22 protein-coding genes and 1 pseudogene are annotated in these 23,109 nt (G+C 71.0%); 8 read left to right on the top strand and 15 right to left on the bottom strand.

Annotated elements, in window-relative coordinates; genetic code table 11:
* Positions 1 to 7 precede the first annotated feature (7 nt).
* From argS to ABD340_RS28985, 6 genes are all read right to left on the bottom strand, one after another.
* Positions 8 to 1,753, bottom strand: a complete 1,746-nt coding sequence (argS, locus tag ABD340_RS29010; protein WP_344593161.1) for an arginine--tRNA ligase — start codon at positions 1,751 to 1,753, stop codon at positions 8 to 10.
* 60 nt (positions 1,754 to 1,813) lie between these two features.
* A complete protein-coding gene (plsX, locus tag ABD340_RS29005) occupies positions 1,814 to 3,022 on the bottom strand; it encodes a phosphate acyltransferase PlsX (protein WP_344593159.1) in 1,209 nt (402 codons plus the stop codon).
* Positions 3,023 to 3,126: 104 nt separating this feature from the next.
* Positions 3,127 to 3,516, bottom strand: coding sequence for a hypothetical protein (locus tag ABD340_RS29000; RefSeq protein WP_344593158.1), 390 nt, complete (start codon positions 3,514 to 3,516; stop codon positions 3,127 to 3,129).
* 109 nt (positions 3,517 to 3,625) lie between these two features.
* The gene (locus ABD340_RS28995; protein ID WP_344593157.1) at positions 3,626 to 3,988 is read right to left on the bottom strand and encodes a hypothetical protein; all 363 of its coding nucleotides are present in this window, start codon (positions 3,986 to 3,988) and stop codon (positions 3,626 to 3,628) included.
* Positions 3,985 to 4,845, bottom strand: a complete 861-nt coding sequence (locus tag ABD340_RS28990; RefSeq protein ID WP_344593156.1) for an alpha/beta fold hydrolase — start codon at positions 4,843 to 4,845, stop codon at positions 3,985 to 3,987. Before ABD340_RS28990 ends, ABD340_RS28995 begins: the two co-directional genes overlap by 4 nt.
* A gap of 16 nt (positions 4,846 to 4,861) precedes the next feature.
* Positions 4,862 to 5,623, bottom strand: a complete 762-nt coding sequence (locus ABD340_RS28985) for a DUF998 domain-containing protein (RefSeq protein ID WP_344593155.1) — start codon at positions 5,621 to 5,623, stop codon at positions 4,862 to 4,864.
* A 340-nt stretch (positions 5,624 to 5,963) separates the two neighbouring features.
* Between ABD340_RS28985 and ABD340_RS28980 the strand changes: the two genes are divergently transcribed.
* The 3 genes from ABD340_RS28980 to ABD340_RS28970 all read left to right on the top strand — a co-directional run bounded on the left by ABD340_RS28980 (position 5,964) and on the right by ABD340_RS28970 (position 10,997).
* The gene (locus ABD340_RS28980) at positions 5,964 to 7,250 is read left to right on the top strand and encodes a KamA family radical SAM protein (RefSeq protein ID WP_425547460.1); all 1,287 of its coding nucleotides are present in this window, start codon (positions 5,964 to 5,966) and stop codon (positions 7,248 to 7,250) included.
* Positions 7,251 to 7,344: 94 nt separating this feature from the next.
* Positions 7,345 to 7,947, top strand: a complete 603-nt coding sequence (locus ABD340_RS28975; protein WP_344593153.1) for a YHS domain protein — start codon at positions 7,345 to 7,347, stop codon at positions 7,945 to 7,947.
* A 20-nt stretch (positions 7,948 to 7,967) separates the two neighbouring features.
* Positions 7,968 to 10,997 (top strand): AfsR/SARP family transcriptional regulator, encoded by a 3,030-nt coding sequence (locus ABD340_RS28970; RefSeq protein WP_344593151.1) that lies wholly within the window; start codon positions 7,968 to 7,970, stop codon positions 10,995 to 10,997.
* Here ABD340_RS28970 and aztD read toward each other — a convergent pair.
* The 4 genes from aztD to aztB are packed head-to-tail and all read right to left on the bottom strand — an operon-like array spanning position 10,935 to position 15,023.
* Positions 10,935 to 12,098, bottom strand: a complete 1,164-nt coding sequence (gene aztD / locus ABD340_RS28965; RefSeq protein ID WP_344593150.1) for a zinc metallochaperone AztD — start codon at positions 12,096 to 12,098, stop codon at positions 10,935 to 10,937. The two genes, ABD340_RS28970 and aztD, sit on opposite strands and share 63 nt — an antisense overlap.
* 29 nt (positions 12,099 to 12,127) lie before the next feature.
* Positions 12,128 to 13,051 (bottom strand): zinc ABC transporter substrate-binding protein AztC, encoded by a 924-nt coding sequence (aztC, locus tag ABD340_RS28960; protein ID WP_344593148.1) that lies wholly within the window; start codon positions 13,049 to 13,051, stop codon positions 12,128 to 12,130.
* Entirely contained in the window at positions 13,045 to 14,193 is a 1,149-nt protein-coding gene (locus tag ABD340_RS28955) for a hypothetical protein (RefSeq protein WP_344593146.1), read from the bottom strand. The genes aztC and ABD340_RS28955 overlap by 7 nt, the downstream gene beginning before the upstream one ends.
* Positions 14,190 to 15,023, bottom strand: coding sequence for a zinc ABC transporter permease AztB (gene aztB / locus ABD340_RS28950; RefSeq protein ID WP_344593145.1), 834 nt, complete (start codon positions 15,021 to 15,023; stop codon positions 14,190 to 14,192). Before aztB ends, ABD340_RS28955 begins: the two co-directional genes overlap by 4 nt.
* A gap of 48 nt (positions 15,024 to 15,071) precedes the next feature.
* Here aztB and aztA point away from each other — a divergent pair, with 48 nt between their 5' ends.
* Positions 15,072 to 15,809 (top strand): zinc ABC transporter ATP-binding protein AztA, encoded by a 738-nt coding sequence (gene aztA / locus ABD340_RS28945; protein WP_425547452.1) that lies wholly within the window; start codon positions 15,072 to 15,074, stop codon positions 15,807 to 15,809.
* Complete coding sequence (locus tag ABD340_RS28940; RefSeq protein ID WP_344593144.1) at positions 15,799 to 17,250, top strand: MFS transporter; 1,452 nt, start codon at positions 15,799 to 15,801, stop codon at positions 17,248 to 17,250. The genes aztA and ABD340_RS28940 overlap by 11 nt, the downstream gene beginning before the upstream one ends.
* A gap of 7 nt (positions 17,251 to 17,257) precedes the next feature.
* Here the strand turns inward: ABD340_RS28940 and ABD340_RS28935 are convergent.
* Positions 17,258 to 17,482: pseudogene (locus tag ABD340_RS28935) on the bottom strand (ATP-binding protein); the annotation flags it as partial.
* A 133-nt stretch (positions 17,483 to 17,615) separates the two neighbouring features.
* Here ABD340_RS28935 and ABD340_RS28930 point away from each other — a divergent pair.
* Positions 17,616 to 17,822: a DUF397 domain-containing protein gene (locus tag ABD340_RS28930; protein ID WP_344593142.1), complete on the top strand. Its 207-nt coding sequence runs from the start codon at positions 17,616 to 17,618 to the stop codon at positions 17,820 to 17,822.
* 192 nt (positions 17,823 to 18,014) lie between these two features.
* Positions 18,015 to 18,575 (top strand): cadmium resistance transporter, encoded by a 561-nt coding sequence (locus ABD340_RS28925; protein ID WP_344593141.1) that lies wholly within the window; start codon positions 18,015 to 18,017, stop codon positions 18,573 to 18,575.
* Here the strand turns inward: ABD340_RS28925 and ABD340_RS28920 are convergent.
* Positions 18,535 to 19,554 carry an alpha/beta fold hydrolase gene (locus tag ABD340_RS28920; protein ID WP_344593140.1) on the bottom strand — a complete coding sequence of 340 codons (1,020 nt, stop codon included), beginning with the start codon at positions 19,552 to 19,554 and terminating at the stop codon, positions 18,535 to 18,537. The genes ABD340_RS28925 and ABD340_RS28920 overlap by 41 nt on opposite strands.
* Positions 19,555 to 19,727: 173 nt before the next feature.
* On the opposite strand from ABD340_RS28920, the gene ABD340_RS28915 reads away from it, so the two are divergent.
* Positions 19,728 to 20,546 (top strand): hypothetical protein, encoded by an 819-nt coding sequence (locus ABD340_RS28915; RefSeq protein WP_344593139.1) that lies wholly within the window; start codon positions 19,728 to 19,730, stop codon positions 20,544 to 20,546.
* 30 nt (positions 20,547 to 20,576) lie between these two features.
* Here the strand turns inward: ABD340_RS28915 and ABD340_RS28910 are convergent, their stop codons facing one another.
* The 3 genes from ABD340_RS28910 to ABD340_RS28900 all read right to left on the bottom strand — a co-directional run bounded on the left by ABD340_RS28910 (position 20,577) and on the right by ABD340_RS28900 (position 22,947).
* Positions 20,577 to 21,098: a YbhB/YbcL family Raf kinase inhibitor-like protein gene (locus ABD340_RS28910; RefSeq protein ID WP_344593138.1), complete on the bottom strand. Its 522-nt coding sequence runs from the start codon at positions 21,096 to 21,098 to the stop codon at positions 20,577 to 20,579.
* Between the two features lie 126 nt (positions 21,099 to 21,224).
* A complete protein-coding gene (locus tag ABD340_RS28905; RefSeq protein WP_344593136.1) occupies positions 21,225 to 22,049 on the bottom strand; it encodes an ABC transporter ATP-binding protein in 825 nt (274 codons plus the stop codon).
* Positions 22,042 to 22,947 carry an ABC transporter permease gene (locus ABD340_RS28900; RefSeq protein WP_344593135.1) on the bottom strand — a complete coding sequence of 302 codons (906 nt, stop codon included), beginning with the start codon at positions 22,945 to 22,947 and terminating at the stop codon, positions 22,042 to 22,044. The genes ABD340_RS28905 and ABD340_RS28900 overlap by 8 nt, the downstream gene beginning before the upstream one ends.
* Positions 22,948 to 23,109 lie beyond the last annotated feature (162 nt).

Below are 23,109 nucleotides of genomic sequence, written 5' to 3'. Positions count from 1 at the left end.
CGAGACCTCACATGCGCTCGGGCGTGGGGACGCCCAGCAGCCCCAGGCCGGTGACCAGGGTGCGCAGCGTGGCCGCGCACAGCGCCAGCCGGGACGCCTTCGTCTCCTCGTCGGGCGCCTTCAGCACCGGGCAGTTCTCGTGGAACGTCGTGTACACCGACGCCAGCTCGAAGACGTAGCCGGCGAGCCGGTGCGGCTCGGCGTTCGCCGCGGCCTGCTCCAGTGCCGCGCCGAAGCCCAGCAGGTGCAGCGCCAGCGCCCGCTCGGCCTCGTGCCCGATGACGATCGGGCCGGCGGCGTCCTCGGGGGCGAGCCCGCCCTTGCGGAAGATCGACCGGATCCGGGCCGCGGCGTACTGCAGGTAGGGGCCGGTGTTGCCCCTGAACGCGATCATCCGGTCGAAGTCGAAGATGTACTCGCTGTCGCGCGCCACCGACAGGTCGGCGTACTTGACCGCGCCCATCCCGACCGCCTCGACGATCGACGCCCGGGTCGCCTCGTCGAAGCCCTCCTCGCGCTGGATCTTGTCGTACTCGACGCCGGCCCGCTCGACGGCCTCGTCCAGCAGCTCGATCAGCTTCACGGTGCCGCCGGCCCGGGTGCGCAGGATCTTGCCGTCGGTGCCCAGCACGTTGCCGATCTCGGCGTGCTCGGCCACGGTCCCGCCGTCCAGCCAGCCCGCCATCCGGGCCACCGCGAACACCATCTGGAAGTGCAGCGACTGCGGCGCGCCCACCACGTAGACCATCCGGTCGACGTGCTCGGTGTCCACCCGGTACCGGACGGTGGCCAGGTCGCTGGTGGAGTAGTTGAAGCCGCCGTCGCTCTTGCGGATGATCACCGGGAGCGGCTCGCCCTCCCGGCCGGTGAAGCCGGGCGGGAACGCGCACAGCGCCCCGTCGCTGATCACCGCGATGCCCTTGGCCTCCAGCTCCTCGGCGGTCGGGGCGAGCATGTCGTTGTAGAAGCTCTCGCCCTTGATGTCGGCGTCGGTCAGCGTGATGCCGAGCCGCTCGTACACCGTGTTGAAGTAGCGCTTGGAGGCGTCCACGAGGACCTGCCAGAGCCGCACCGTCTCCGGGTCGCCGGCTTGGAGCGCGACGACCCGCTGCCGGGACCGGCCGGCGAACTCCTCGTCGGAGTCGAACTTGGCCCGGGCCGCCTGGTAGAAGGCGGTCAGGTCGCTGACCGAGGAGTCGTCGCTGGCGGCCGCCTCCTCGCCGAGGTCCAGCAGGTGCTCGATGAGCATGCCGAACGGGGTGCCCCAGTCGCCGACGTGGTTGTCCCTGACCACCTCGTGGCCGAGGAACTCCAGGATCCGGGCGATGGCGTCGCCGACGATCGTCGTCCGCAGGTGCCCGACGTGCATCTCCTTGGCGACGTTGGGCGAGGAGTACTCCACCACGACCTTCTGCGGCGCCGCGGCCGCCGGGACGGCGAGCCGCTCGTCCTCCAGCACCCGCTGCGCCTGCGCGCCGATCCAGTCGTCCTTGAACGTGATGTTGACGAAGCCCGGCCCGCTGACCTCGACGCCCGAGGTCAGATCGGCCACGTCCAGCCGCTCGACGATCTCCGCGGCGACCTCTCGCGGCTTGCGGCCCAGCTTCTTGGCCAACGGCAGGGCGACGTTGGCCTGAAGGTCGGCGAACTGCGACGGCCGGATGACCGGGTCGGCGTCCGCGTACGACGGTCCGAAGGCGGCGGCGAGCGCGGCCTGGACCCGGGCGGCGATGACGAGTTGCGGATCGGGCATGCCCCAAGGTTATCGGCGCGGCGGGGTGCGTCCGCTAACGCATTTCCGCGGATCCTGCGATCAACGCTCGGACGGGCCCTGCTCGGCGGCCTCGGCGGTGCGCTCCGGAGCGTCGCCGGCCTCCTGGACGGGGGGCTGCTCGCCCGTCTCCGGCTCCCGCTCCCGCTCCTCGGCCTTGGCCGGCGGCTCCTTGTCCTTGTCGCCGTGCATGAGCCGTCCCAGCCTCGACGGGGTGCGGGTCGCGGCGATCTGCTCCCGGATCCGGTCGACGATCCGTCCGGCGGCCAGATCGTGGGCGAGCAGGCAGGCGGAGGTGATGGCACGGGCCCGGGACGCGCCGTGCGCGATCACCACGGTGCCGTTCAGGCCGAGCAGCACCCCGCCGCCGTAGGTCTCCGCGTCGAGCCGGTCGCGCAGCGACAGCAGCCTGCGGCGCTGCAGCAGCGTCCCGAACCGGGCGGTGCGGCTGCCGGACATCGTCTCGCGCAGCTCGGAGAGCGCCATCCGCACCGTCCCCTCCATGGTCTTCAGCGCGACGTTCCCGGTGAAGCCGTCGGTGACCACGACGTCGACGGTGCCGGCCAGCAGGTCGTGGCCCTCCACGTTCCCGGCGAACTCGACGCCGTGCTGCCCGCCGGACAGCAGCTCGTACGCCCGCTTGGTGACCTTGTCGCCCTTGCCCGCCTCCGCGCCGATGTTCAGCAGCCCGACCCGGGGCCGGGGCAGGCCGAGCAGGATCTGCGCGTACGCGGTGCCCACGGCCGCGAACTGCACCAGCGTCTCCGGCTTGACGTCGGCGGTCGCGCCCGAGTCGAGCAGGACGGTCGGCTGCGGCCGGGTGGGCAGCGTCACGGCGATCGCCGGCCGGAGCACGCCCTGCTGGCCCTTGAGCCGCAGCCGGGCCGTGGCGACCACCCCCGCGGTCGTCCCGGCCGAGACCAGCGCGGACGCCCGGCCCTGCTTGATCAGGTGGCAGGCGATCGCGATGGACGAGCGCGGCTTGCGCCACCCGGCGAGCGCGCCCTCGCCCATGTCGAGGGCCTCGTCGGCGTGCACGATCGGGATCTCGCCGACGATGCCATGCCGGTCCAGCTCGCGGCGGATCCGCGGGGCCTGCCCGACCAGGACCAGCCGGACCCCGTGCGCGCGGACGGCCGCCACCGCCCCCTCGATGACCGCCTCGGGGGCGTGGTCGCCGCCCATGGTGTCGACGGCGACGGGCGCGGGACGGTCCGGCGCCGGGCGCGAAGGCCCGCCCGTGCCGGTCATGGCGGCTCCAAGTGGGTGAAAGTACGTCGATGGCCGCAATAAGGCAGCTCACCGCATCCTTTCATTTGTGGGGGGCCGACCCCCCACACCCCCCGGTCCTGCGCTCAGTCGGCCTTCAGGCGGCAGTCGTTGCCCAGGCAGTCGGCGTTCTGCACGACCGGGCGGCCGTCCACGAGGATCGTGTAGTGGTGCGCCTTGGTGCGGTCCTCGCCGGTTCCGATGACCTGGACGGCGCGCTTGTCCGCGGTGGTGCCGTGGCAGCCCGCGCGCAGCTTCAGCTTGTTCCAGCCCGGCATGTCCTGGCATGACAGCGCCTTGCCCAGGGTGATGCCCCGCTTGCGCAGCTCGTCGGTCGCGCTGCCGGCGAGCGAGGCGCGCAGGGCCGCCTGGGTCGGGTAGCGCAGTTCCTTGGAGTCGGTCAGGAGGACGTAGGCGATCCCGGCCGCGACGCCGGCCAGGACGAGGCCGGTGATCCCGGCGACCAGAACCCTCACTCGCGTGATCTTCACAGGACGTAGGTCGCCCGGGAGCGGGCGCGCATGCGCCGCCGCCCGAGGTTTTCCGCGGCTCATGGCAAGTCCTTGCCCGGCCTCGAAGATCGGGCTACCGGCAGCCGCGGCCCAGGCAGTCCTTGCGGACCAGGTGGTGGCCGTTCACAGTGACCGTGTACGACTCCCGGGGGCGGGCGGTGTCGGCGGCCGTGGCGTCGCCCGTGACGACGACGCGGGCGCCGGTGACGGTACGGCCCGTGCAGTGCACCCGGACGATCGATTCGCTGCCCGTCTCGGGCATCGTGCAGTCGGGGCGCCGGTCCATCCGTACGCCGATTTCGTCCAGTTCGGCGATGGTGCCGTCGGCGACGGCGTTCCGGTAGGCGCCTTCGGAGATGTGCTGCATCATCTCGCAGCCCGACAGCGCGAGGGGGAGCACCGCGAGCAGCGCGCAGACCAGGGCGCGCCGGATCAATGGAGCACCTGGGCGACGGCGGCGGCGATCGCGTCCGGACGGTCGAGCTGGAGCATGTGCTTGGCGCCGGGGAGTTCGACCTGCTCGCCGCGCGGGCTCATGGCGGCGAGCCGCCGGTGTCCTTCGGCCCAGTCCTGGGCGCGTCCGGGCCCTCGTACGTCGCCGAGCGCGGTGAGGACGACCAGGGGCAGGTCGGGGAACGGGCGGCGGTCGCGGAGCGCGGCCAGGTCGGCGGCCATCTCCCGGTAGGCCAGTTCCTCGGCCGCGATGGTGCCGATCACCGTGCCGCGGCCGTAGACGTCCCGGACGGTCGCGGCCGGGACGGTGTCGTCGCGGTCGCTGGTGAAGCGCAGGACGAGCCGCCGCGCGGCGGGGGCGCCGAGCCGGGCGATCCGGGTGACGCCCAGCGCGCCGCCGAGCGTCTTGGTCAGCGGGGTGAGGGCGGCGGCGACGCGGGGCCCGGCGCACGGGTCGCGCTCGTAGCTGGGGTCGACGAGGACCAGGCCGTTCAGCAGTTCGGGGTGCAGCCGGGCGAGGGCCTCGGCGGCGAAGGCGCCCATGGAGTGCGCCAGGACGGTCACCGGGGCGCCGATCTCCTTGGCCAGGTCCGCCATGATCTGGACGTCCCGGCGCAGGCTGGGCGGCGCGTGCGCGGCGGGGCTGCGTCCGAGCCCCGGACGGTCGTAGACGACCGTGCGGTGTTCGGCGCGCAGCAGTTCCACGGTGGGGTCCCAGTCGAACCAGGCGCCGCCGAGGCCGGAGCCGATGAGCAGCGGGGGGCCGTCGCGGCGGCCGGTGTCGACGAGGTGAACCTGTTCGCCGCCGGCGTTCGCGACCCTGACGGAGGTGTCCGCCATCACGCCGCCCGCCTTCTCATGCTGCTCGGCTGTCCGTGCCGTCTGCCTTCTCATGGGGTGCCCTCTCGCGTGCAGGGGGAGTGCCGCCGGCCTCGGCGCGGTTCCCGCGCCGTTCGGCGTACAGCGCCCAGGCGATGGTGAGCAGGCCCAGGATCAGGATGCTGATCTGGAGCCGCTGGATGATGCCGAGCCACCGGCCCAGCACCATCGCCAGCAGCGTACCGATTGCGCAGACGATCTCGATGACGGCCAGCAGCCAGCCCCAGCGGGCGAGCGCGGGCCACCAGCCGTAACGGCGGGCGGCGATGGACAGGGAGAACAGCGCGACCACCCCGAAGATGATCACGAGGCTGCTGGTCACCGCGTGGAAGGAGTGCGAGAAGCTGACCTGCTCGGCGCGTTCGCGCAGGGCGCAAAAGCTTTCCAGGCTGGGCGCGCAGTCGAGGGGGAAGACCGCGTCGCCGATGGCGCACAGCCCGAACAGGGCCAGGAAGATCCAGCCGACGACGGCCCAGGGGCGCCGCCGCAGCGTGGTCAGCGCGATGATCGCGACGGTGACGGCCAGCGAGCCGGTGACGAAGTCGCCGCCGCTGTAGACGGCGTGGTAGGGCTGGTCGGCTGCGGACAGTTCGCTGACGTAGGCGTTGATGCTGTCCTGGGACGGGCTGAGCCAGTGCTCCAGGAAGAAGGAGCTGTAGGCGACCGCGGCGACCAGGGCCAGTCCTGCCGTGAGGGTGGGAGTGGAACCGGGTCCGTCCGGTTTCCTTGACGCTTTCACCTGGGCTCCTCACCCTGAGTTCCGGTCGAGCTACTCGCAGCATAGGGGTGAGGGCGAGTGCGTCGGACGCGGGCGTCGCTCACGTCCCGCAAGAGTCAAAAGTGGGCAAAAGTCCGACACGCCCATCTAGAGGCGATTTGTCTTGTCAGGGGTTGACCAGCATCTTTGTACCGGCATAAGGGTAGATATTCGGCATAGTGAGGGTTCAGGCGCTTCAATGGGGGTGGCCTGGGCCAAAGGGATCATCGTCCGTGACGACGCGCGGCCCCAGGGTACGCGCGTGCCCCGCTACTTCAAGGAGACCCAACACGTGACACTGGTGAACGACGCGGCTCCCGCGATGCGATCCTCCGGTCGCAAGTTCCGCGCCTTCACGGCGAAGCACCTCGACGAGCTCACCGCCCGGGCAGGGCTGTCCGAGCGGGAACGGCTGGAGACCCGGGCCGTCGCCACGGTCCTGCCGTTCCGGACCAACGCCTACGTCATCGAGGAGCTCATCGACTGGTCGGCCGCCCCGGACGACCCCATCTACCGGCTGGTCTTCCCGATGCCGGACATGCTGCCTGCCGCGGACGTCGCACGGCTGGCCGACCTGCTCCGGAAGGAGGCACCGAAAGCCGAGATCGACGCCGTGGCACGCGAGGTCCGGATGGGGCTCAACCCCCATCCCGCCGGGCAGATGGAACTCAACATCCCCAGCTTCGGCGACGGCAGGATCCCCGGGCTGCAGCACAAGTACGACGAGACCGTGCTGTACTTCCCCAAGCAGGGCCAGACCTGCCACGCGTACTGCACCTACTGCTTCCGCTGGGCGCAGTTCGTCGGCGAACCGGACCTGAAGATGGCCGGGGACGACTCCCAGCAGCTCCGCGACTACGTGCTGGCCCACCCCGAGGTGACCAGCGTGCTGTTCACCGGCGGCGACGCCATGATCATGGGCGAGGGGGTGCTGCGCCGCTACGTCGAGCCGCTGCTGGACATCGAGCAGCTGGAGTCGATCCGGATCGGCACCAAGTCGCTGGCCTACTGGCCGCAGAAGTTCGTCACCGATCCCGACGCCGACGGCATGCTCCGGCTCTTCGAGCAGGTCGCGGAGTCCGGGAAGAACCTGGCCTTCATGGCGCACTTCACCCACCCGCGCGAGTTGGAGCCGCTGGTGGTCACCGAGGCGATCCGGCGCATCCGCGACACCGGCGCCGTCATCCGCACCCAGGCGCCGCTGATCCGCACGATCAACGACGACCCCGGGGTGTGGAACACCATGTGGCGCACCCAGACCCGGATGGGGATGGTGCCCTACTACATGTTCGTGGAGCGGGACACCGGCCCGCAGGACTACTTCGCGGTCCCGCTCGGGCGCGCGTACGAGATCTTCCGGGACGCCTACAAGGACGTCTCGGGCCTCTCCCGTACGGTCCGCGGCCCGTCCATGTCGGCCACGCCCGGCAAGGTCTGCGTGGACGGGGTACTGGACCTGTTCGGCGAGAAGGTCTTCGCCCTGCACTTCATCCAGTGCCGCGACTCCGAACTCGTGGGCAAACCGTTCTTCGCCAAGTACGACCCCGAGGCCGCCTGGCTTGACGACCTCAAACCCGCCTTCTCCGACCGCTTCCCATGGCAGTCCTGACGAGGTGACAGGTGGCGGGTCCGCCCTGAACGGGCCCGCCGCTTGACAGCGGTCTGCGAGCCGTCTGACAGACAGCCCAGGCAGCGTGGCCCGCATGCTGTTCATCGAACTTTTCGTACCTCAGAACGCCCTCGACGCCGATCAGTGCCGGCGGGTGGCGCAGAGCCTGCTGCGCCACACCGCCCACGACGCGGAAGAGGAGATGGAAGGGCCGTCCGCGGGCATCTTCGCGTCCCAGTTCCACGTCGTGGTGCACCGGCCGGAAACATGGGTGGTGGGCGAGCGCCCGGTGGGGCCGGGCGACCCGTCCCCCTACATGGTGCGCGTTCACGCGCCCGGGCCCTGGCGCAAGGACATCAGCGCGCACATCATCGGCGCTTTCACCAAGGCGATCACGGACGTCGCCCCGGACGCCGTCGTCCAGATGCACGTCCTGGGCGTTCCGGAAGGGAGCATCGGTGTCCAGGGCAAGCCGATGACGTCCGCCGAACTCGTCGAGATGATGAACGATCCCCTCAGGCAGGCCTACGCCGAAGGCAAGGCGCTCATGGACCCCATGTGCGGCATGCTCGTCGAGCTCGGCAAGGCCCCGGCCCTGGAGCACGAGGGGACGCTGTACGGGTTCTGCTGCGAGGGCTGCCGTACCGAGTTCATCGCGAAGAAGGAGAAGGAGGCCGCGCGCGCCGGTACCGGCTGACTCAGTGGCACAGTGGGCCTATGCGCGTCGGCATCCTGGGCCCTCTTGAGGTGACGGCCGGCGACGGCACCGTTGTGCGGATCGGCGGCGCGCGGCTTCGCGCGCTGCTGATCCGCCTGGCCCTGGACGCCGGGCGCGTGGTCACGGTCGACGCCCTCTGCCACGCGCTCTGGCCGTCCGCCGAGGACGGTCCCGACAATCCGCCGCACGCCCTGCATTCGCTGGTCGCCCGGCTTCGCCGTGCCCTTCCCGACGGCTCGGCACTGCTCTCCCTGCCCGCCGGTTATCGCCTGGACCTCCCCTCCGAAGCGGTGGACGCGCGCCGCTTCGAGACCCTCGCCCACGAAGGCCGCCAGGCCCTCCGCGGCGGCAGACCCGGCGAAGCCCTCACGCTGCTCACAGCGGCCTTGGAGCTGTGGCGGGGCGAGGCCCTCGCCGACGCCGCGCCGCGCCACCCCTTCGCCGCCAACGCCGCCGTACGGCTGGACGAGCTGCGCCTGAACGTCCAAGAGGATCGCCTGGACGCCGCCCTGAACGGGGGCACTGCCCCGTCCGCCCTCATCGCGGAACTGGACGGGCTGACGACCGCGCACCCGTACCGCGAGCGGCTCCGCCACCTGCGCATCCGGGCCCTCTTCGCGGACGGCAGGCAGCCCGAGGCCCTCACCGCCTATGACGAGTACCGGCGGTTCCTGGCCGACGAACTGGGCACCGACCCCGGGCCCGAGCTCCAGAACCTCTACCTGACCGTCCTGGGGAACAAGAGACCGGCCTCCGGCAACGTGCGCGCGCCCCTGACCAGCTTCGTCGGACGCGAACGGGAGCGCGCCCGGCTTCGCGGCCTGCTGGCCGGGAACCGCCTGGTCACCCTCGTCGGCCCAGGCGGCGTCGGCAAGACCCGCCTCGCCACCACGGTCGCCGCCGGCGCCTGGCTGGTGGAGCTGGCCCCGGTGACGGACCCGGACGAGGTCCCCTACGCCGTCGCCGCCGCACTCGACCTGCACGAACCCGGCCGCTCCGCCGACGTCGTCCAGCGCCTCGCCGAATCCCTGTCGCCGGCCGAGACCCTGATCATCCTCGACAACTGCGAGCACGTGATCGACGCCGCCGCCCGGCTCGCGCACGAGCTGCTGGGCCGCTGCCCGGACCTGACGATCCTCGCCACCAGCCGCGAACCGCTCGCCATGGCGGGCGAGACGCTGTGCCCCGTCCCGCCGCTGGACGACGACCAGGCGAGCCGCCTCTTCGTAGACCGAGCCGGCGCTGCCAGCCCCGGATTCGCCTCCGGCCCGCACGTGCCCGCCATCTGCCGCCGCCTCGACAACCTCCCGCTCGCGATCGAACTGGCCGCGGCCCGCCTGCGCTCCATGCCACTGGAACACCTGGCCGCCCGCCTGGACGACCGCTTCCGCCTGCTGACCGGCGGCAACCGCACCGCCCTGCCCCGCCACCGCACGCTCCGCGGCGTCGTCGCCTGGAGCTGGGACCTCCTCACCGCCGCCGAACGTGACGCCGCCGAACGCCTCGCCGTCTTCCCCGCCACGTTCTCCCCGTCCAGCGCCCAGCACGTGGGAATCGCGCTGGAAACCCTGGACGCCCTGGTCGACAAGTCCCTGCTCCAGCTCGACGGCACCCGCTACCGGATGCTGGACACGATCCGCGAATACGGCCTGGAACGCCTGGCCGAGACCGACCGCTTCGGGGCGTCCCAGGATGCGTTCGTCTCGTGCTTCCTGACCCTGGCCGAACTCGCCGAACCCCACCTGCGAGGCCCCGAACAACTCGTCTGGCTCAACCGCTTGGACGCCGAACGCGACAACCTCCTCGCCGCCCTGCACCGGGCCTGCGACTCGGGAGACACCGATTCCGCCGTCCGCCTGGGCGCCGCCCTGAGCCTCTACTGGACGATCCACGGCGACCACACAGAAGCCACCAACCGGCTGCGCACCGTCCTGGAAATGCCAGGCACAAGCAGCCGGCGCCTAACGGCGTTGGCGGGTTTCCTCTTCAACGCCAGCTTCGCCGGTGAACTGGCACAGGCGAAGGACTTCCCGGACGCACCACCCCTGGACGACCCGACCGGAGCCCACGTCCAGGCACTGAAAGCCCTATCCACAGGAGACATCCAGGGCGGCGTCCAAGCCCTGGACCCGCACCTGGCGCACGCCGACCCCTGGACGCGCGCCATGACCTGGCTGATCCGCTCCTTCCTCCACGGCGCCCAAACGGGCACCGCCGCACAAGGCCGCCAGGACCTGCGCAACGCCGTGACCGCCTTCCGCGAATCGCGCGACCGCTGGGGGCTGTCCATCTCCCTGGCCTCCGCCGCGTTCGCCCACTCCGCCACAGGAGACTTCGACGCCGCAGCCGCCGCCTTGGAAGAGTCGACGGAACTCATCCGCGAACTGGGTGCCGACAACCAGCAGCAGATCTGGCTGGCCATGATCCGAGTCCACAGCGGAGACCTGGACAAGGCCCAAGCCGAGCTACAGGACGTTCTGGCCGACACGACATCGCCGCATCAAATAGCCCTGGCCCGCGTCCTCCTGGCCGACCTGGCCCGTCACAGGGGCGACCTAGAGGAAGCAGCCCGCGAACTGGCCCTCGCCGCCCCCGAGACCACCGACCCCCCGTCCCGTGCCCTCTACCTGGCCGCCCAAGGCCACCTGGCCACGACCACGGGTGACCTGACAGCCGCAGAGAAAAGCTTTCAAGAGGCCCTTGCCATCGCCGCCATCATGCCCGACATGCCCATGGTCGCCGAAGTGGCCGTCGGCCAGGCCCGACTCCTCTTGCGCCAAGACCACCCCTGCCAGGCCGCCGAGATCCTAGGCGCCGCACACGCGCTACGAGGCGGCCCAGACACCCGCCATCCCGACGTCCACAACCTGACCGAGGCCCTGAAAGCCCGCCTGGGCACCCCTGCCTACGAATCCGCCTACGAACAAGGCCGCACCCACCAGGCCGCCTTCAAGCTCATCGTTTCCTCAGGCGCCGGTGAGTTCGTTGGGGGAGTGCGGCAACTGCGCGGTGAGCGTGACCTTTCCTGAGTCGATGTCGATGGCGTGCAGTTTCTTGCCGGCGGGGTCGGTGACGTAGGCGGTGTGGTCGCGGACGTAGAGGGTGGGGCGGGGCTGCTGCCACTCCAGCGGTTCCCGCCACTCGTCCATGACCTTGATCTTCTTGGTGACCTCGGCCCGCTCGGGGTCGATGACATGGAGGGCGCCGTCGGTGCCCAGGACCAGGGCCTCGCTGTGCGGACCGCGGCCCAGGGAACGGAAGGTGTAGCTGGTGCCCAGGTCGACCAGTTCCAGGTCACCGGACCGGGTGTCGATGAGGGAGACCCGCTCGGGCCGTTCGAGTTCGGCGTCGGGGTCGGTCTTGTAGTCGCCCAGGACGACGGGGGAGTCCTCGTGGCCGGCCTGGTTGCCGATGCGTCCGTACCGGTCGGGCGCCCGGACCTTGGTGATCTTGCCGTCGCGGTAGAGCAGGGCGCCGTTCTCGCAGCCGATGACCACGGTCCCGTCCTTGGCCGCTGCCTCGCCGTGCACGCCGGGGCAGTCCTCGCTGCGGGCCACCTCCTCGCCGTTGGTGCCGAGCACCTGGATTCCCGGGCGTTTCTCCTCGTCCCCGAGCGTGATCAGCAACCGGCCGCCGGCCAGGGCGACGGCCACGCCGTGGTGGGGATGCTGTGCGGTGTGGGTGGTGGACGGCGGGAGCCCGGCGCCGAGCCCGCGGGGGTCGAAGACGGTGGCCTTGCCGGCGCCGTCCGAGAACAGCACGGTCTTGCCCGCGTGATGCACGACGTGGCCGGGCTTGGGCGCGGTGAACTCGTCCTTGGTCAGGGTCGCGCCCGCGGCGTCGAGGACGCGGAAACCGGTGGCGGTGGAGACCATGACATGGCGGCCGTTCCCGGCGGGGTTGACCCGGTTGAAGCCGGGGAGGGGGATGCGCTGGACGGCCTTGAGCGTCTTGGCGTCCAGGATGAGCAGGCCGCCGTCATAAGTCGCGACGAGCGGTTCGCTCACCTTCACCGCGGCGGGGGCCGGCGCCTTGCTCCGCCCGCCGGGGTCGCCCTGTCCGCAGGCGCTCAGCGTGAGCGCGACCGCGACCATCGCGCCTGGCAGTACGCGTGACATCGCCTCGTTCATTGCTGCTCTCCTTGTTCTGTCGTGCCGCGTCATCGTCCGGTGAGGCCGGAGGTGATGGCTTCGGCGTTGGCGCGCATCATCCGCAGGTAGGTGGGGGCACCGCCGCCCGCGCCGGTGAGCGATTCCGTGTAGAGCGGGATGACCTTGATGTTCAGCCCGGTCTCCCGCGCCATGACCTGGGCGAGCCGGTCCGGCTGGGAGGAGTCGGCGAAGACCGCGGGGACCCCGGCCCGGCGGACCGCGTCGGCCAGCGATCTCAGGTCCGAGCCGCTGGGGGAGGCGAGCGTGGTGCCGCTGGGGACGATGGCTCCGATGACCGTGAATCCGTAGCGCCGGGCGAGGTAGCCGAAGACGTGGTGGTTGGTCACCAGGTCGCGGTGGCCGGCTGGAATCGTCGCGAACCTCTGCCTCATCCAGGCGTCGAGCTCCCTGACCCGCTCGCCGTAGGCGGCCGCGTTGGCGCGCACCTTCGAGGCGTCCACCCCGGGGACGCGCCGGACGACCTGGCCCGAGATGAGATCGACGGCCTTGAGCGCCCGGACCGGATCGGTCCAGAAGTGCGGGTCGGGCTGCCGTGCGGTCTTCCCGCCGGTGTAGGGGAGCGGGTCGACGCCCTCGCCCACGGCGAGGGAGGCCACTCCTTGCCGGCGCGCCGCCTCGACGTTGCGCGCCACACCTTCTTCCAGGCCGAGGCCGTTGTGGACGAGGAGGGCGGCGTTCTCGACGCGGGCGGCCTCCTGGGCGGAGATGCCGAACGAATGAGGGTCTGCGCCGGGCTTCATCAGGACGGTCACCTCGGCCTGGTCGCCCACGATGGCGCGGGTGATGTCACCGAGGATGTTGGTGGTGACCACGACTCCGGCCCGCTCGGAGCCCGATGCGGAACAGCCCGCCAGGGAGAGGCAGAGCACGGCCAGGATCGCGATGAGGCGGCGCCGTCGTGCGGTCACCATCCGGTCTCCACCATGTGGCCGGGGGCGAAGGGCAGGTCGAACGTCCGGGCCAGGCGCAGGTCGTCGTTGTAGTCGATCTCGTGGACGGCCTTTCCGGCGGCGTCGTTGACGTAGGCCCGCGCGGCGTCCACCTCGATCACCGCTCCGGGACCGGCGCCGTCGAGGATCCGCTTGGACGCCTTCTGCCTGCCCGTGGCCGGGTCATGGGAGCGCATCGTGCCGTCGCGGCCGAGCAGGAGGACAGGGGCGTCCTCGCCCACCGCGTTCACCGCCAGCGTGGGACCCGAGCCGACGCGGTTCCATTTCCTGGCGGCGAGGTCGAGCACCCAGGCGCCCTTGTCACCGGCTCTGGCCGCCAGCACGGGCGATCCCGGGCGGTGCCGGAATTCCGTCGCGCGCTCGTCCGCCGGGACCGCGCCGGGGTAGGCGATCTTGTGCGCCCGATTGCCGGTCACCAGCAGGGCGCCGTCGGCGCAGCCGATGACGGCGCCGCGCCGGGTCGTCGCCTGCCCGCGCGGATCGGGGCACGGCTCGGCGAACCGCGACACGCGGCGGCCCGTGCGGTCGTGAACGGCGACCCGGCCCTCCCCTGCGACCAGGAGACGTCCGGCGTACGGGACGGCCACCCGGCCCGCGACCTTGACCGGCTCGGCGATCCTTCCGGTGCCGTCCAGGGACTCGCGGTCCAGCACGCGCACGCCCCCGCGCGCCGGCAACGCGGTGAGGGCGGCGTCGCCGGTGATGCCGACCGTGCCCGTGTCCGGCACGTGTCCCAGCATCCGGGTGCGGGCGCGGTAGTAGTGCACGTGGTCGCCGTGGTCGACGGTCCAGACCCCGGTGTCGAGAACGTGCACTCCGCCGCCGGTGGCCAGGTAGGCGAAGCGCCCGTCGCCGCCGACCGACTGGAGGCCTTGCACCGTTCCCACGGCGGCGGTCCTACCGGTGGCGGGATCGAGTGCGTGGACGGTGCCGCCAGCCGCCTCGGCCAGGATCAGCCGCCGCTGCGGCTCGGCCGTCTCCTCGGCGCCGCGGACGTAGCCGTGGGGCGTCTGCCGTGGGGCCGCGGGGCCGGAGCCGCCGCAGCCCGCCAGCAGGACCGTTGCCGCGACGGCCGCCGTCCACGCGCGTCCTCCACAGATCATGAGGCGAACCCGGGGCGGCGGTCGCGCAGGCCGGCCGCCAGCGCGGAGAGGAAGAACAGCGCGACGGCGGTGGCGGCGATGGTCGCACCGGCCGCGGTGCTCAGATGCCAGGAGATGACCAGGCCCACGACCGTGGACAACGCGCCCAGCAGCGCCGCGCCCGCCATGACCAGCGGGACGCTGCGCGCCCACAGCACGACGGCCGCGGCCGGGGCGATCAGCAGCCCGAACACCAGCAGGGTGCCCACCACGTGGAAGGACGCGGTGATCGCCAGGGTGAGCAGGCCCAGCATCAGCGCGTGCGCCGCCCGGGGCCGCAAGCCAAGGGTCCGGGCCTTGCGCGGATCGAAGGCCAGGGCGACGAAGGCCCGATGCCCCGCGGCGGCGACGAGGGCCGCCGCGCCCAGTGCCGCCGCCAGCACGGCCAGATCCCCGGGACGAACCGCCAGCACGTCGCCGAACAGGAACGCCGTCAGGTCCACCGCGAAGCTCTGCGAGTGCGACACCAGGATCACGCCGGTGGCGAGCATCCCGACGAACAGCAGTCCGATCCCGGTGTCCTGCGTCAGCCGCGGCGACCTCGACAGCGCGGTGACCCCCAGTGCCATCGCGACCGAGCTGACCGCGGCCCCCAGGAACAGGCTGCCCTCGAGCAGCGAGGCCGCCGCGACGCCCGGCAGCATCCCGTGCGACATCGCGTCCCCCAGGAACGCCATCCCGCGCAGCACGACCCACGTGCCGGCCAAGGCGCAGATGCCGGAGACGAGCAACCCGGCCCACAGCGCCCGTTCCACGAAAGTCACCCCGAACGGGGCGAAGAGCCAGTCCATGTCGGGCACCATATAATGAAAACCGTTATCGTTTGCAATGGAGGGTTCGTGACAGAGACGGCGATCACCATGCGCGGAGTCCGCGCGGGCTACGGCGCCACGACGGTGCTGCACGACATCACGGCCACCGTGCCGCGCGCACGCGTGACCGCGCTCGTCGGGCACAACGGCTCGGGCAAATCGACGCTGCTCGGCGTCCTCGCCGGTTGCCTGTCCCCTTCGGAAGGGTCCGTGGAGCAGGCCGGAACGAGCCGTCCATCACTCGTGCCCCAGCACGCACAGATCCCCGCCGCGCTGCCCATGAGCGTCCGGGACGCGGTCGCCATGGGGCGGTGGGCGCACCGCGGCTGGTGGAAACCGCTCACCAGGCACGACAAGGCCGTGATCGCCGAATGCATGGAACGCGTCGGCGTGGCCGATCTCGCTCCGAGGCAATTGCGCGAGCTATCGGGCGGCCAGTGCCGGCGGGCCCTCATCGCCCAAGGGCTCGCCCAGCGATCCGAACTCCTGCTCCTGGACGAGCCCGCCGCCGGCCTGGACCAGGACGCCCAGGAACGGATCATGAGCATCCTCGACGGCCTGGCCGGCGACGGCGTCACCGTCGTCCACGCGACCCACGACCCGCACGCCGCCCAACGCGCCCACCACTGCCTGCACCTGGCCGACGGCCGCCTCCTCCGCCAGGGCCCTCCCGACGACTTGAGGGTTTCCCGCCATCGCCCCTGGCACGTCGGCCGAAAGTCTCCGGGACGACTTCAACGCAACGATGGAGGTCATGACTCTTGAAGACAGGCGGCGCTGGTGGACGCTGCCCATCGTCAGCACCGCCCAACTGCTCGTCGTCCTGGACGGGACGATCGTGAACATCGCCCTGCCGTCCGCGCAGGAAGCACTCGGCATGTCCGACGCGAACCGGCACTGGGTGATCACCGCCTACGCGCTGGCCTTCGGGGGCCTGCTGCTGATCGGCGGCCGGATCAGCGGGGCGCTGGGGCACCGCCGCACGTTCACCGCCGGCCTGATCGGCTTCGCCGCCGCGTCCGCGCTGGGCGGGGCCGCGGCCAACCCCGGGACGCTGTTCGCGGCCCGGGCCCTCCAGGGCGTGTTCGCCGCCGCGCTCGCCCCCGCCGCCCTGTCCCTGCTGGCGACCACCTTCACCGAGGCGCGCGAACGCGGCCGGGCGTTCGGCGTGTTCGCCGCGGTCGGCGCCGCCGGGTCGGCCGTCGGCCTGATCCTCGGCGGCCTGCTCACCCAGTACGCGAGCTGGCGGTGGTGCCTGTACATCAACGTCCCCTTCGCCGTGCTCGCCGCACTGGGCGCGAGCGTCGTCCCGCGGGACCGTCCGGCCCGCGGCCGGTTCGACGTCGCGGGCGCGCTGCTCAGCGCCGGGGGCTTCGCCTCGCTCGTGTACGCCTTCAACGAGGCCGAGTCGCTCGGCTGGGACTCGCCCACGGTGATCATCCTGCTGACCTGCGCGGCCCTGCTGCTGGCCGCGTTCGCCGCCGTCGAGAAGCGGTCGTCCCGACCTCTGCTGCCCCTGCGGATCCTGCTGCACCGCGCCCGTGCCGGCGCGTTCATCGCGATCACGCTGATGTTCGTCGCGATGTTCGGCTTCTACCTGTTCATGAGCTACTACACCCAGGCCGTGCTCGGCTATTCACCGGTCCAGGCAGGGCTGACGCTCATCATCAACGCCCTGGCCGCCCTGGTCGGCTCGACGCTCATCGCGGGACGGCTGCACGGCCGCGTCACGCCCATGGCGCTGATCGTCCCCGGCCTGGCGGCCGCCGCCGCCGGAATGCTCATCCTGACCCGCCTGACCCCGCAGAGCACCGACATCCTGCCGCTGTACCTCGCACCCGCGCTCGCACTCACAGGTTTCGGCCTCGGCTGCGTCCTGCCCCCGACCGCCGCATTGGCCACAGCGGACATCCAGCCGCACGACATCGGAGCCTCGTCCGCCGCGTACAACGCCTCCCAGCAACTCGGCGCCGCACTCGGCACGGCCTTGCTCAACACCATCGCCGCGAGCGCGACCGCGTCCTACCTGGCCACCCGCGACACCACGCCCGCCGCCGCATCCGTACACGGCTACACCACCGCCCTATGGGCCGCCTTCGCGATCCTCGTGGTGGCCGCCTGCATCACCACCCCACTGACCTGGCCCCGCACCAAGAACGAGACCGCCGAACAACGGACCGCAAAGGAGCCCACGCCCCTCCCGTAGGCCCGGGTCAGCCCTTGTCGAGTTCGAACCACACGTGAAGGCGTCCCTGGTCGCCCGTGAAATGTCCGGACCTGTCGGCCAGGGACTCGATCAGCAGAACGCCGTAACCGTGCTCGCGCGGCTCCACGCCGTGCCGCACGGTCGGCACGGTGGGTCCGCCCTCGTCGGCCACCTCGCACCGCAGCGCTCCGGCCGTGTCGTACAGAGTCAGCGTGATCATCCCGCCCGACCGCGATCGAGAATGCCGACATTGGCCGTTATACGCTGGTTTGCGAACATCTTCGCGCTGTGGCTCTCAGCCCTGCCGCCTCGGCCGAGTTGGTGGTTGCGGTAGCGGAGAGGGTGCTGGCAAGAGGAGGAACCCCATGAGGACCCGTCCCGAGCAGAATGGCGTTCGCTGGCGTAAGAGCAGCCGGAGCAGCGGAAACGGCCAATGTGTGGAGGTCGCGGCTCTCGAGGGGCGCGTCGGGGTGCGGGACTCCAAGGCTCCGGCGGCCGGTCATCTAACGATCTCCCGTACGGCGTTCGCAGACCTCGTGACCCGCGTCAGGCGCGGCAACCTCGCTCCCTGAACCCTGTGACGCTCGCACACGCCTTCCTGGCCGCCACGCCGGGGACCCGGCCCCTGGCCGAAGTGCAGTGCGTTCGATGGATAAGCCTTGGGTGGAGAACGACGAGCGGGCCCCTTTAGACCATCAGCGGCGTTTGGGTTAGGTTCACCGTCCGTGGACGGGATCGGTGGGACTCTTGCTACGGCGGCCGGGATGTTCGTCGGGACGAACATCGACGACATCATCGTGTTGACGGTGCTGTTCCTGTCGGGACGGGCCGAGGGGCGTCCGCGGGGCCGGCAGATCTGGGCCGGGCAGTACCTGGGGATCGCGGCGCTGGTGGCGGTGTCGGTGATCGCCGCGCTGGGGCTGACCGTCGTTCCCGACGACTGGGTGGGGCTGCTGGGCCTGGTTCCGCTCGCGCTGGGCGTCCGCGGCCTGGTCTCGGCGATGCGCGCCGCCGGCGACGACGCCTCTCCGGTGGTCGCGGGCAGCATGCTCGCGGTCTCCGGGGTCACCATCGCCAACGGTGCCGACAACATCTCCGTCTACACACCCGTGTTCCGGACGATCGGCGCCGGTCCCACGGCCGTGACCATCGCGGTGTTCGCGGCTGGAGTCGCCTTGTGGTGCCTGGCCGCGTCCTGGCTGGGCTCCCACAAGAAGGTGATCGAGATCGTCGAGCGCTACGGGCGGTGGCTCGTCCCGGCGGTGTTCATCGCGATCGGCACGCTCATCGTGGTCGAGTCCGGGGTGCTCGGGAAGATCGCGTGAGGGGCGCTCGCCGTCGCAGCCAATCAGTGAGGATCTCGTTCACCGCGTCGGGGCGTTCCTGCTGCACCCAGTGGCCGCAGCCGTCCAGGATGTGGGACGAGTCCAGGCCCGGGAGCGTGGCTGGGAAGGCCTTGATGGCGTCGGCCATCCAGGTGATGGACGCGTCGAGCCCGCCGGCGACGAACAGCGACGGCTGGACGATCGGCGCTCCCCGCCAGGCGGCCAGGTCCTCCCAGTCGCGGTCCATGTTGCGGTAGCGGTTGAGCGCCCCGGTCAGGCCCGTCCGCTCGAATTCGGCCGCGTAGACGTCCAGATCGGTCTCGGTCAGCCAGGTGGGAAGCGCGGTATCGGTGAAGCGGTCGCGGAGCGTGCCCTTCGGCGGGACCAGGAAGAGCTCGTCGTGGTCGGTCTTCGTATCGGCTGAAAGGGCCGCGTAGAAACCCGCGAGCCAGCCGCGGACGTCCGGCTCGATCTCCGCCTCGGCCCGTCCGGGCTCCTGGAAATAGGAGACGTAGAACTCGTCGCCGCCCATCTGGGCGAAGACGCCGGTGGGCCTCGGGCCGCCCGGGGGCGCGTAAGGGACGCTCAGCAGCGCGACCGAGGTGAAGACCTCGGGACGGAGCAGGGCACTGGCGGCGGCGATCGGGGAACCGACGTCGTGGCCGATGATGATCGCCGTCTCCTCGCCGAGAGCCCGCACGACCCCCACGTTGTCGGCGATGTGCGCGAGCATCCGGTAGTCCTGGACGTCCCGGGGCTTGGACGATCGGCCGTACCCGCGCAAGTCGACGGCGACCGCCCGGAATCCCGCCGCGGCGACCGCCGGAAGCTGGTGCCGCCATGAGTACCACGACTCGGGAAAACCGTGCACGAACAGGACCAGCGGCCCGCTGCCCTGTTCCACCAGGTGAATGCGCCCGCCGGCGACCTCGACCAGCCGGTTCCGGGCCTCCGGCAGGGACGATGTGGATCGTGGCATATGAACTCCTCGGCTCTCTCCACGATCATGAGCCCGTGCCCTGAGTCGGGCCAAACAGGCTTGCCGATCCGGCAAGTCCCCCTGTTGACGGCTGCGCTTTGCCAGGAGCGAAGCCGGCGAGCGCGGCTCTCCCTGGGGAGGGGTCCCGGGCCCTTGTCATTAGCCTTCTCGACATGCGAGAGAGGGGCCCCACGAGGTGGGCGCGGGAACTGCTCGACGAGGCGGCCGCGCTGCTCGTGGAGCGCCGGTACCGGTCGGCCCTGCGGTGCGTCCTGGTGGTCTTCGACGTCCACCCGGACCTGCCGGAGGCGCGGCGACTGGCCAGTGAGATCGTCTACCTGGGCGCGCGGGACACGACCGACGCCGAGCCTGAGGAGCGGGTCGGTCCCCAGGAGATGGACGACAGCCGCCTGAACGCGATCTACTCCGCCTGCGAGGCGCCCGGCTGCGCGCTGGCCTGGATGAGCGCCCATCACATGCTGGACGGCCGGCGGGCAGTGATCCGCAATGCGAGGGGCGGCCGCTGCGACGCGTGCAAGGCCACCTTCTGCAACCGGCACGCCCGCGCAGGCGGGGACGGCCTCGCCTGCCCGCGGTGCGGCGGCGCGCTCGACCTGGCTCCGCCACCCAACGGCCGCCGCTGGTCGGGCCGGACCAAGCGTCTCAACAAGCCCCTCGCCCACGTGTTCGTGCTGGTCGAGGGGGCGGAGCCGCCGTCGGCCGGATACCTGACGGAGATGTGCCGGAACCTGATACCGGAGGTGTTCGAGGACGAAGGTGTCAAGATCTCCGCCAACTGCGCCCTGAAGTTCCGGGACGACGGCCAGATGCTGGCCATGACGTGCGCCGCCCAGCTGGACTCGGCCTACCTGACCGATGCCTACGACATGCGCGTCTCCCCCGGCGAGAAGGCCGGTCCGGACGGGCACCGCTGGGTGATCGTCAAGATCTTCGAGAACCGGCCCAAGCACGTCGACCCCGACGCGGGGTGAGGCCGGTCCGGCCCCACCCCAGGGCAGGGTTCAGTGCCCGTACACGGGGACGATCGTCGCCCGGGCCAGGGTGTGGGCGGTGACGTTGAAGCCCACGACGGCCGGTGACGCGTCGGACGGGATGCCGAGGGACTCCACGTCCAGGGCGTGGACGGTGAAGACGTAGCGGTGCGGCTCCCCCGGGGGCGGGGCCGCACCGCCGAACGCCTTCACGCCGTAGTCGTTGCGCGCCTGCACACCGACCTTGGCGTCCTCGGTGCCCGCGCCGGTGGGCAGCGAGGTGACGTCGGCCGGGACGTCGAACAGGGACCAGTGCCAGAAGCCGCTGCCGGTGGGGGCGTCGGGGTCGTAGCAGGTGACCGCGAAGCTCTTGGTCTCGGCGGGGAAGCCCGACCAGCTCAGCTGGGGCGACCGGTTCTCGCCGCTGAAGCCCCAGTCGTCGAAGACGTGCCGGTCCGAGAGCTGCTCGCCCTCGGTCACGTCCTCGCTGGTGACGGTGAACGACGGGACCTCGGGCAGGTGCTCGTGCGGCAGCGGCGGCTTTGCGGGCATGGCGCGACCTCCTTGTGAGTCGATCTGTTGTCCCCCATACCTATCAGTGCGGGCAGGTCCCGGCCTCCAGGGACGCAGAAGCCCCAGGGGCACCGTTTCCGGTCTCCCCTGGGGCTCCGACCCGTCTTACTTGCCGGTGGCCTCGGTGTAGGCCCGCAGCACTTCCTTGGGGTCGCCGTCCATCCGGATGCGGCCCTCGTCGAGCCAGATCACCCGGTTGCAGGTCTCCTCGATGACGTCCAGGTTGTGCGCGACCAGGAACACCGCGCCGGCGTCCCGGCGCAGCTCCTCGATCTTGTCCTTGCTGCGCTTCTTGAACTTGGCGTCGCCGGTGGCCAGGGCCTCGTCGATGAGCATCACGTCGTGGGTGCGGGCCGCGGCGATCGCGAACCGCAGCCGGGCGCCCATCCCCGACGAGTACGTCGACATCGGGTAGTCGATGAAGCCCTTCTTGAGATCGGCGAACTTGACGATCTCGTCGTACTTGGCCTTGGTCTCCTCCTGGGTGAGGCCCATGGCCAGGCAGCCCAGCACGATGTTGCGGGAGCCGGACAGGTCGCGCATCAGCGCCGCGTTCACGCCCAGCAGCGAGGGCTGGCCGTCGGTGTAGACGCCGCCGCGCGCGGGCGGCAGCAGCCCCGCGACCGCCTTCAGCAGGGTGGACTTGCCCGACCCGTTGGTGCCGATCACGCCGATCGCGTCGCCCCGGTAGGCGATGAAGGACACCCCGCGGACGGCGTGCACCTCCTTCATCTGCGGCCGGTTCTCCCGCTTGACGATGCGCAGCAGCGCGCTGGCCGCCGTGCCCTTGCCGCCACCGCCGCTGTAGACGCGGTAGACGATGTGCAGGCCGTCGACGACCACGATCGGTTCCCGGGTGGGGTCGACCACCACCTCGGGCTGGGGAACCGAGCCGGTCACCGGTGCCTTCTCCTTGAGCGCCTTAGCCACGGCCGTACCTCTCCTCCGCACGGTAGAAGTACCAGAAACCCCCGAAGAAGGCGACCAGGGCCCACGCGACGGCGTAGAGCCACAGCCTTCCGAAGTCGACGTCGTACGGCTGGACGTCCTCGCGGAAGCTGGTGAGCAGCGCGGCCCGCATCAGCTCCAGGTACACCGACGCCGGGTTGGCCTCGAGGATCGGGCCGACCCACGAGTGGCCCTTGTCGGCGATCCGCTGTCCCATCTCGGGGATCAGGAAGAAGACGCCGGAGAAGTAGAGCCAGGATCGGGTGATGAACGGCAGCAGCTGCTGCACGTCCCGGGCGAAGGCGCCCAACCGCGCGATGGCCAGGCTGATCCCGATGTTGAACATCAGCTGCAGCGCCAGCACCGGCACCATCAGCAGCCAGTGCCAGGTGATCGGCTCGCCGGTGGCCAGCACGATCATCAACAGCACCGCCATGGAGATCAGCAGCTGCTGCAGCTCCATCAGCACGTGCGCGAAGGGGAGCGAGGCGCGCGGGAAGTGCAGGGCGCGGATCAGCGACAGGTTGTTGCCGATCGAGCGCGCCCCCGCGGTCAGCGACCGCTGGGTGAAGGTGAAGACGAAGACGCCGGTGATCAGGAAGGCGGTGTAGTTGTCGATGCCCCGGTTGGTGCCGATCAGCACACCGAAGATCAGGTAGTAGACACCGGCGTTCAGCAGGGGGGTGAGGACCTGCCACAGCTGCCCGAGCCGGGAGCTGGTGTAGGTCGCGGTCGTCTTGGCGGAGGCGAACGCCCAGATGAACGTGCGGCGCTGCCACAGCTCCTGGACGTACTTGCGCGGTGAGGGGCGCGCCGCGCTCTGGGTCAGACCGTGCCGTGCGGCGAACTCGGCCAGCGACACGCTGCTCCGTCCGTTCATATGAGGAGGCTCAGCGATAGCGCCGACCGGCTCGCCACCCGAGGTGCTGAGCCGTTCCGGGTGACTCATGCCGGGCAGCCTATTGCAGTCCACCATATGTGAGGGACGTTCGCCCATATGTGACCGCTGATTTGAGATCTTTCAGGAATCATGTCCGACCTC

Origin of the sequence: Actinomadura vinacea (assembly GCF_039532545.1) — a bacterium.
GTDB lineage: Bacteria > Actinomycetota > Actinomycetes > Streptosporangiales > Streptosporangiaceae > Spirillospora > Spirillospora vinacea.
This window is presented reverse-complemented; position numbering and strand designations above follow the sequence as displayed.

What these genes read in the sequence shown, in the direction of transcription:
- argS (WP_344593161.1), bottom strand. Translation starts at nt 1,753, where the DNA reads ATGCCCGATCCGCAACTCGTCATCGCCGCCCGGGTCCAGGCCGCGCTC.
- ABD340_RS28980 (WP_425547460.1), top strand. Translation starts at nt 5,964, where the DNA reads ATGCGATCCTCCGGTCGCAAGTTCCGCGCCTTCACGGCGAAGCACCTC.
- ABD340_RS28990 (WP_344593156.1), bottom strand. Translation starts at nt 4,845, where the DNA reads ATGGCGGACACCTCCGTCAGGGTCGCGAACGCCGGCGGCGAACAGGTT.
- ABD340_RS28925 (WP_344593141.1), top strand. Translation starts at nt 18,015, where the DNA reads ATGTTCGTCGGGACGAACATCGACGACATCATCGTGTTGACGGTGCTG.
- ABD340_RS28955 (WP_344593146.1), bottom strand. Translation starts at nt 14,193, where the DNA reads ATGATCTGTGGAGGACGCGCGTGGACGGCGGCCGTCGCGGCAACGGTC.
- ABD340_RS28900 (WP_344593135.1), bottom strand. Translation starts at nt 22,947, where the DNA reads ATGAACGGACGGAGCAGCGTGTCGCTGGCCGAGTTCGCCGCACGGCAC.
- plsX (WP_344593159.1), bottom strand. Translation starts at nt 3,022, where the DNA reads ATGACCGGCACGGGCGGGCCTTCGCGCCCGGCGCCGGACCGTCCCGCG.
- aztB (WP_344593145.1), bottom strand. Translation starts at nt 15,023, where the DNA reads ATGGACTGGCTCTTCGCCCCGTTCGGGGTGACTTTCGTGGAACGGGCG.
- aztC (WP_344593148.1), bottom strand. Translation starts at nt 13,051, where the DNA reads ATGGTGACCGCACGACGGCGCCGCCTCATCGCGATCCTGGCCGTGCTC.
- ABD340_RS28930 (WP_344593142.1), top strand. Translation starts at nt 17,616, where the DNA reads ATGAGGACCCGTCCCGAGCAGAATGGCGTTCGCTGGCGTAAGAGCAGC.
- ABD340_RS28910 (WP_344593138.1), bottom strand. Translation starts at nt 21,098, where the DNA reads ATGCCCGCAAAGCCGCCGCTGCCGCACGAGCACCTGCCCGAGGTCCCG.
- ABD340_RS28975 (WP_344593153.1), top strand. Translation starts at nt 7,345, where the DNA reads ATGCTGTTCATCGAACTTTTCGTACCTCAGAACGCCCTCGACGCCGAT.
- aztD (WP_344593150.1), bottom strand. Translation starts at nt 12,098, where the DNA reads ATGAACGAGGCGATGTCACGCGTACTGCCAGGCGCGATGGTCGCGGTC.
- ABD340_RS28920 (WP_344593140.1), bottom strand. Translation starts at nt 19,554, where the DNA reads ATGCCACGATCCACATCGTCCCTGCCGGAGGCCCGGAACCGGCTGGTC.
- ABD340_RS28970 (WP_344593151.1), top strand. Translation starts at nt 7,968, where the DNA reads ATGCGCGTCGGCATCCTGGGCCCTCTTGAGGTGACGGCCGGCGACGGC.
- ABD340_RS28915 (WP_344593139.1), top strand. Translation starts at nt 19,728, where the DNA reads ATGCGAGAGAGGGGCCCCACGAGGTGGGCGCGGGAACTGCTCGACGAG.
- ABD340_RS28940 (WP_344593144.1), top strand. Translation starts at nt 15,799, where the DNA reads ATGACTCTTGAAGACAGGCGGCGCTGGTGGACGCTGCCCATCGTCAGC.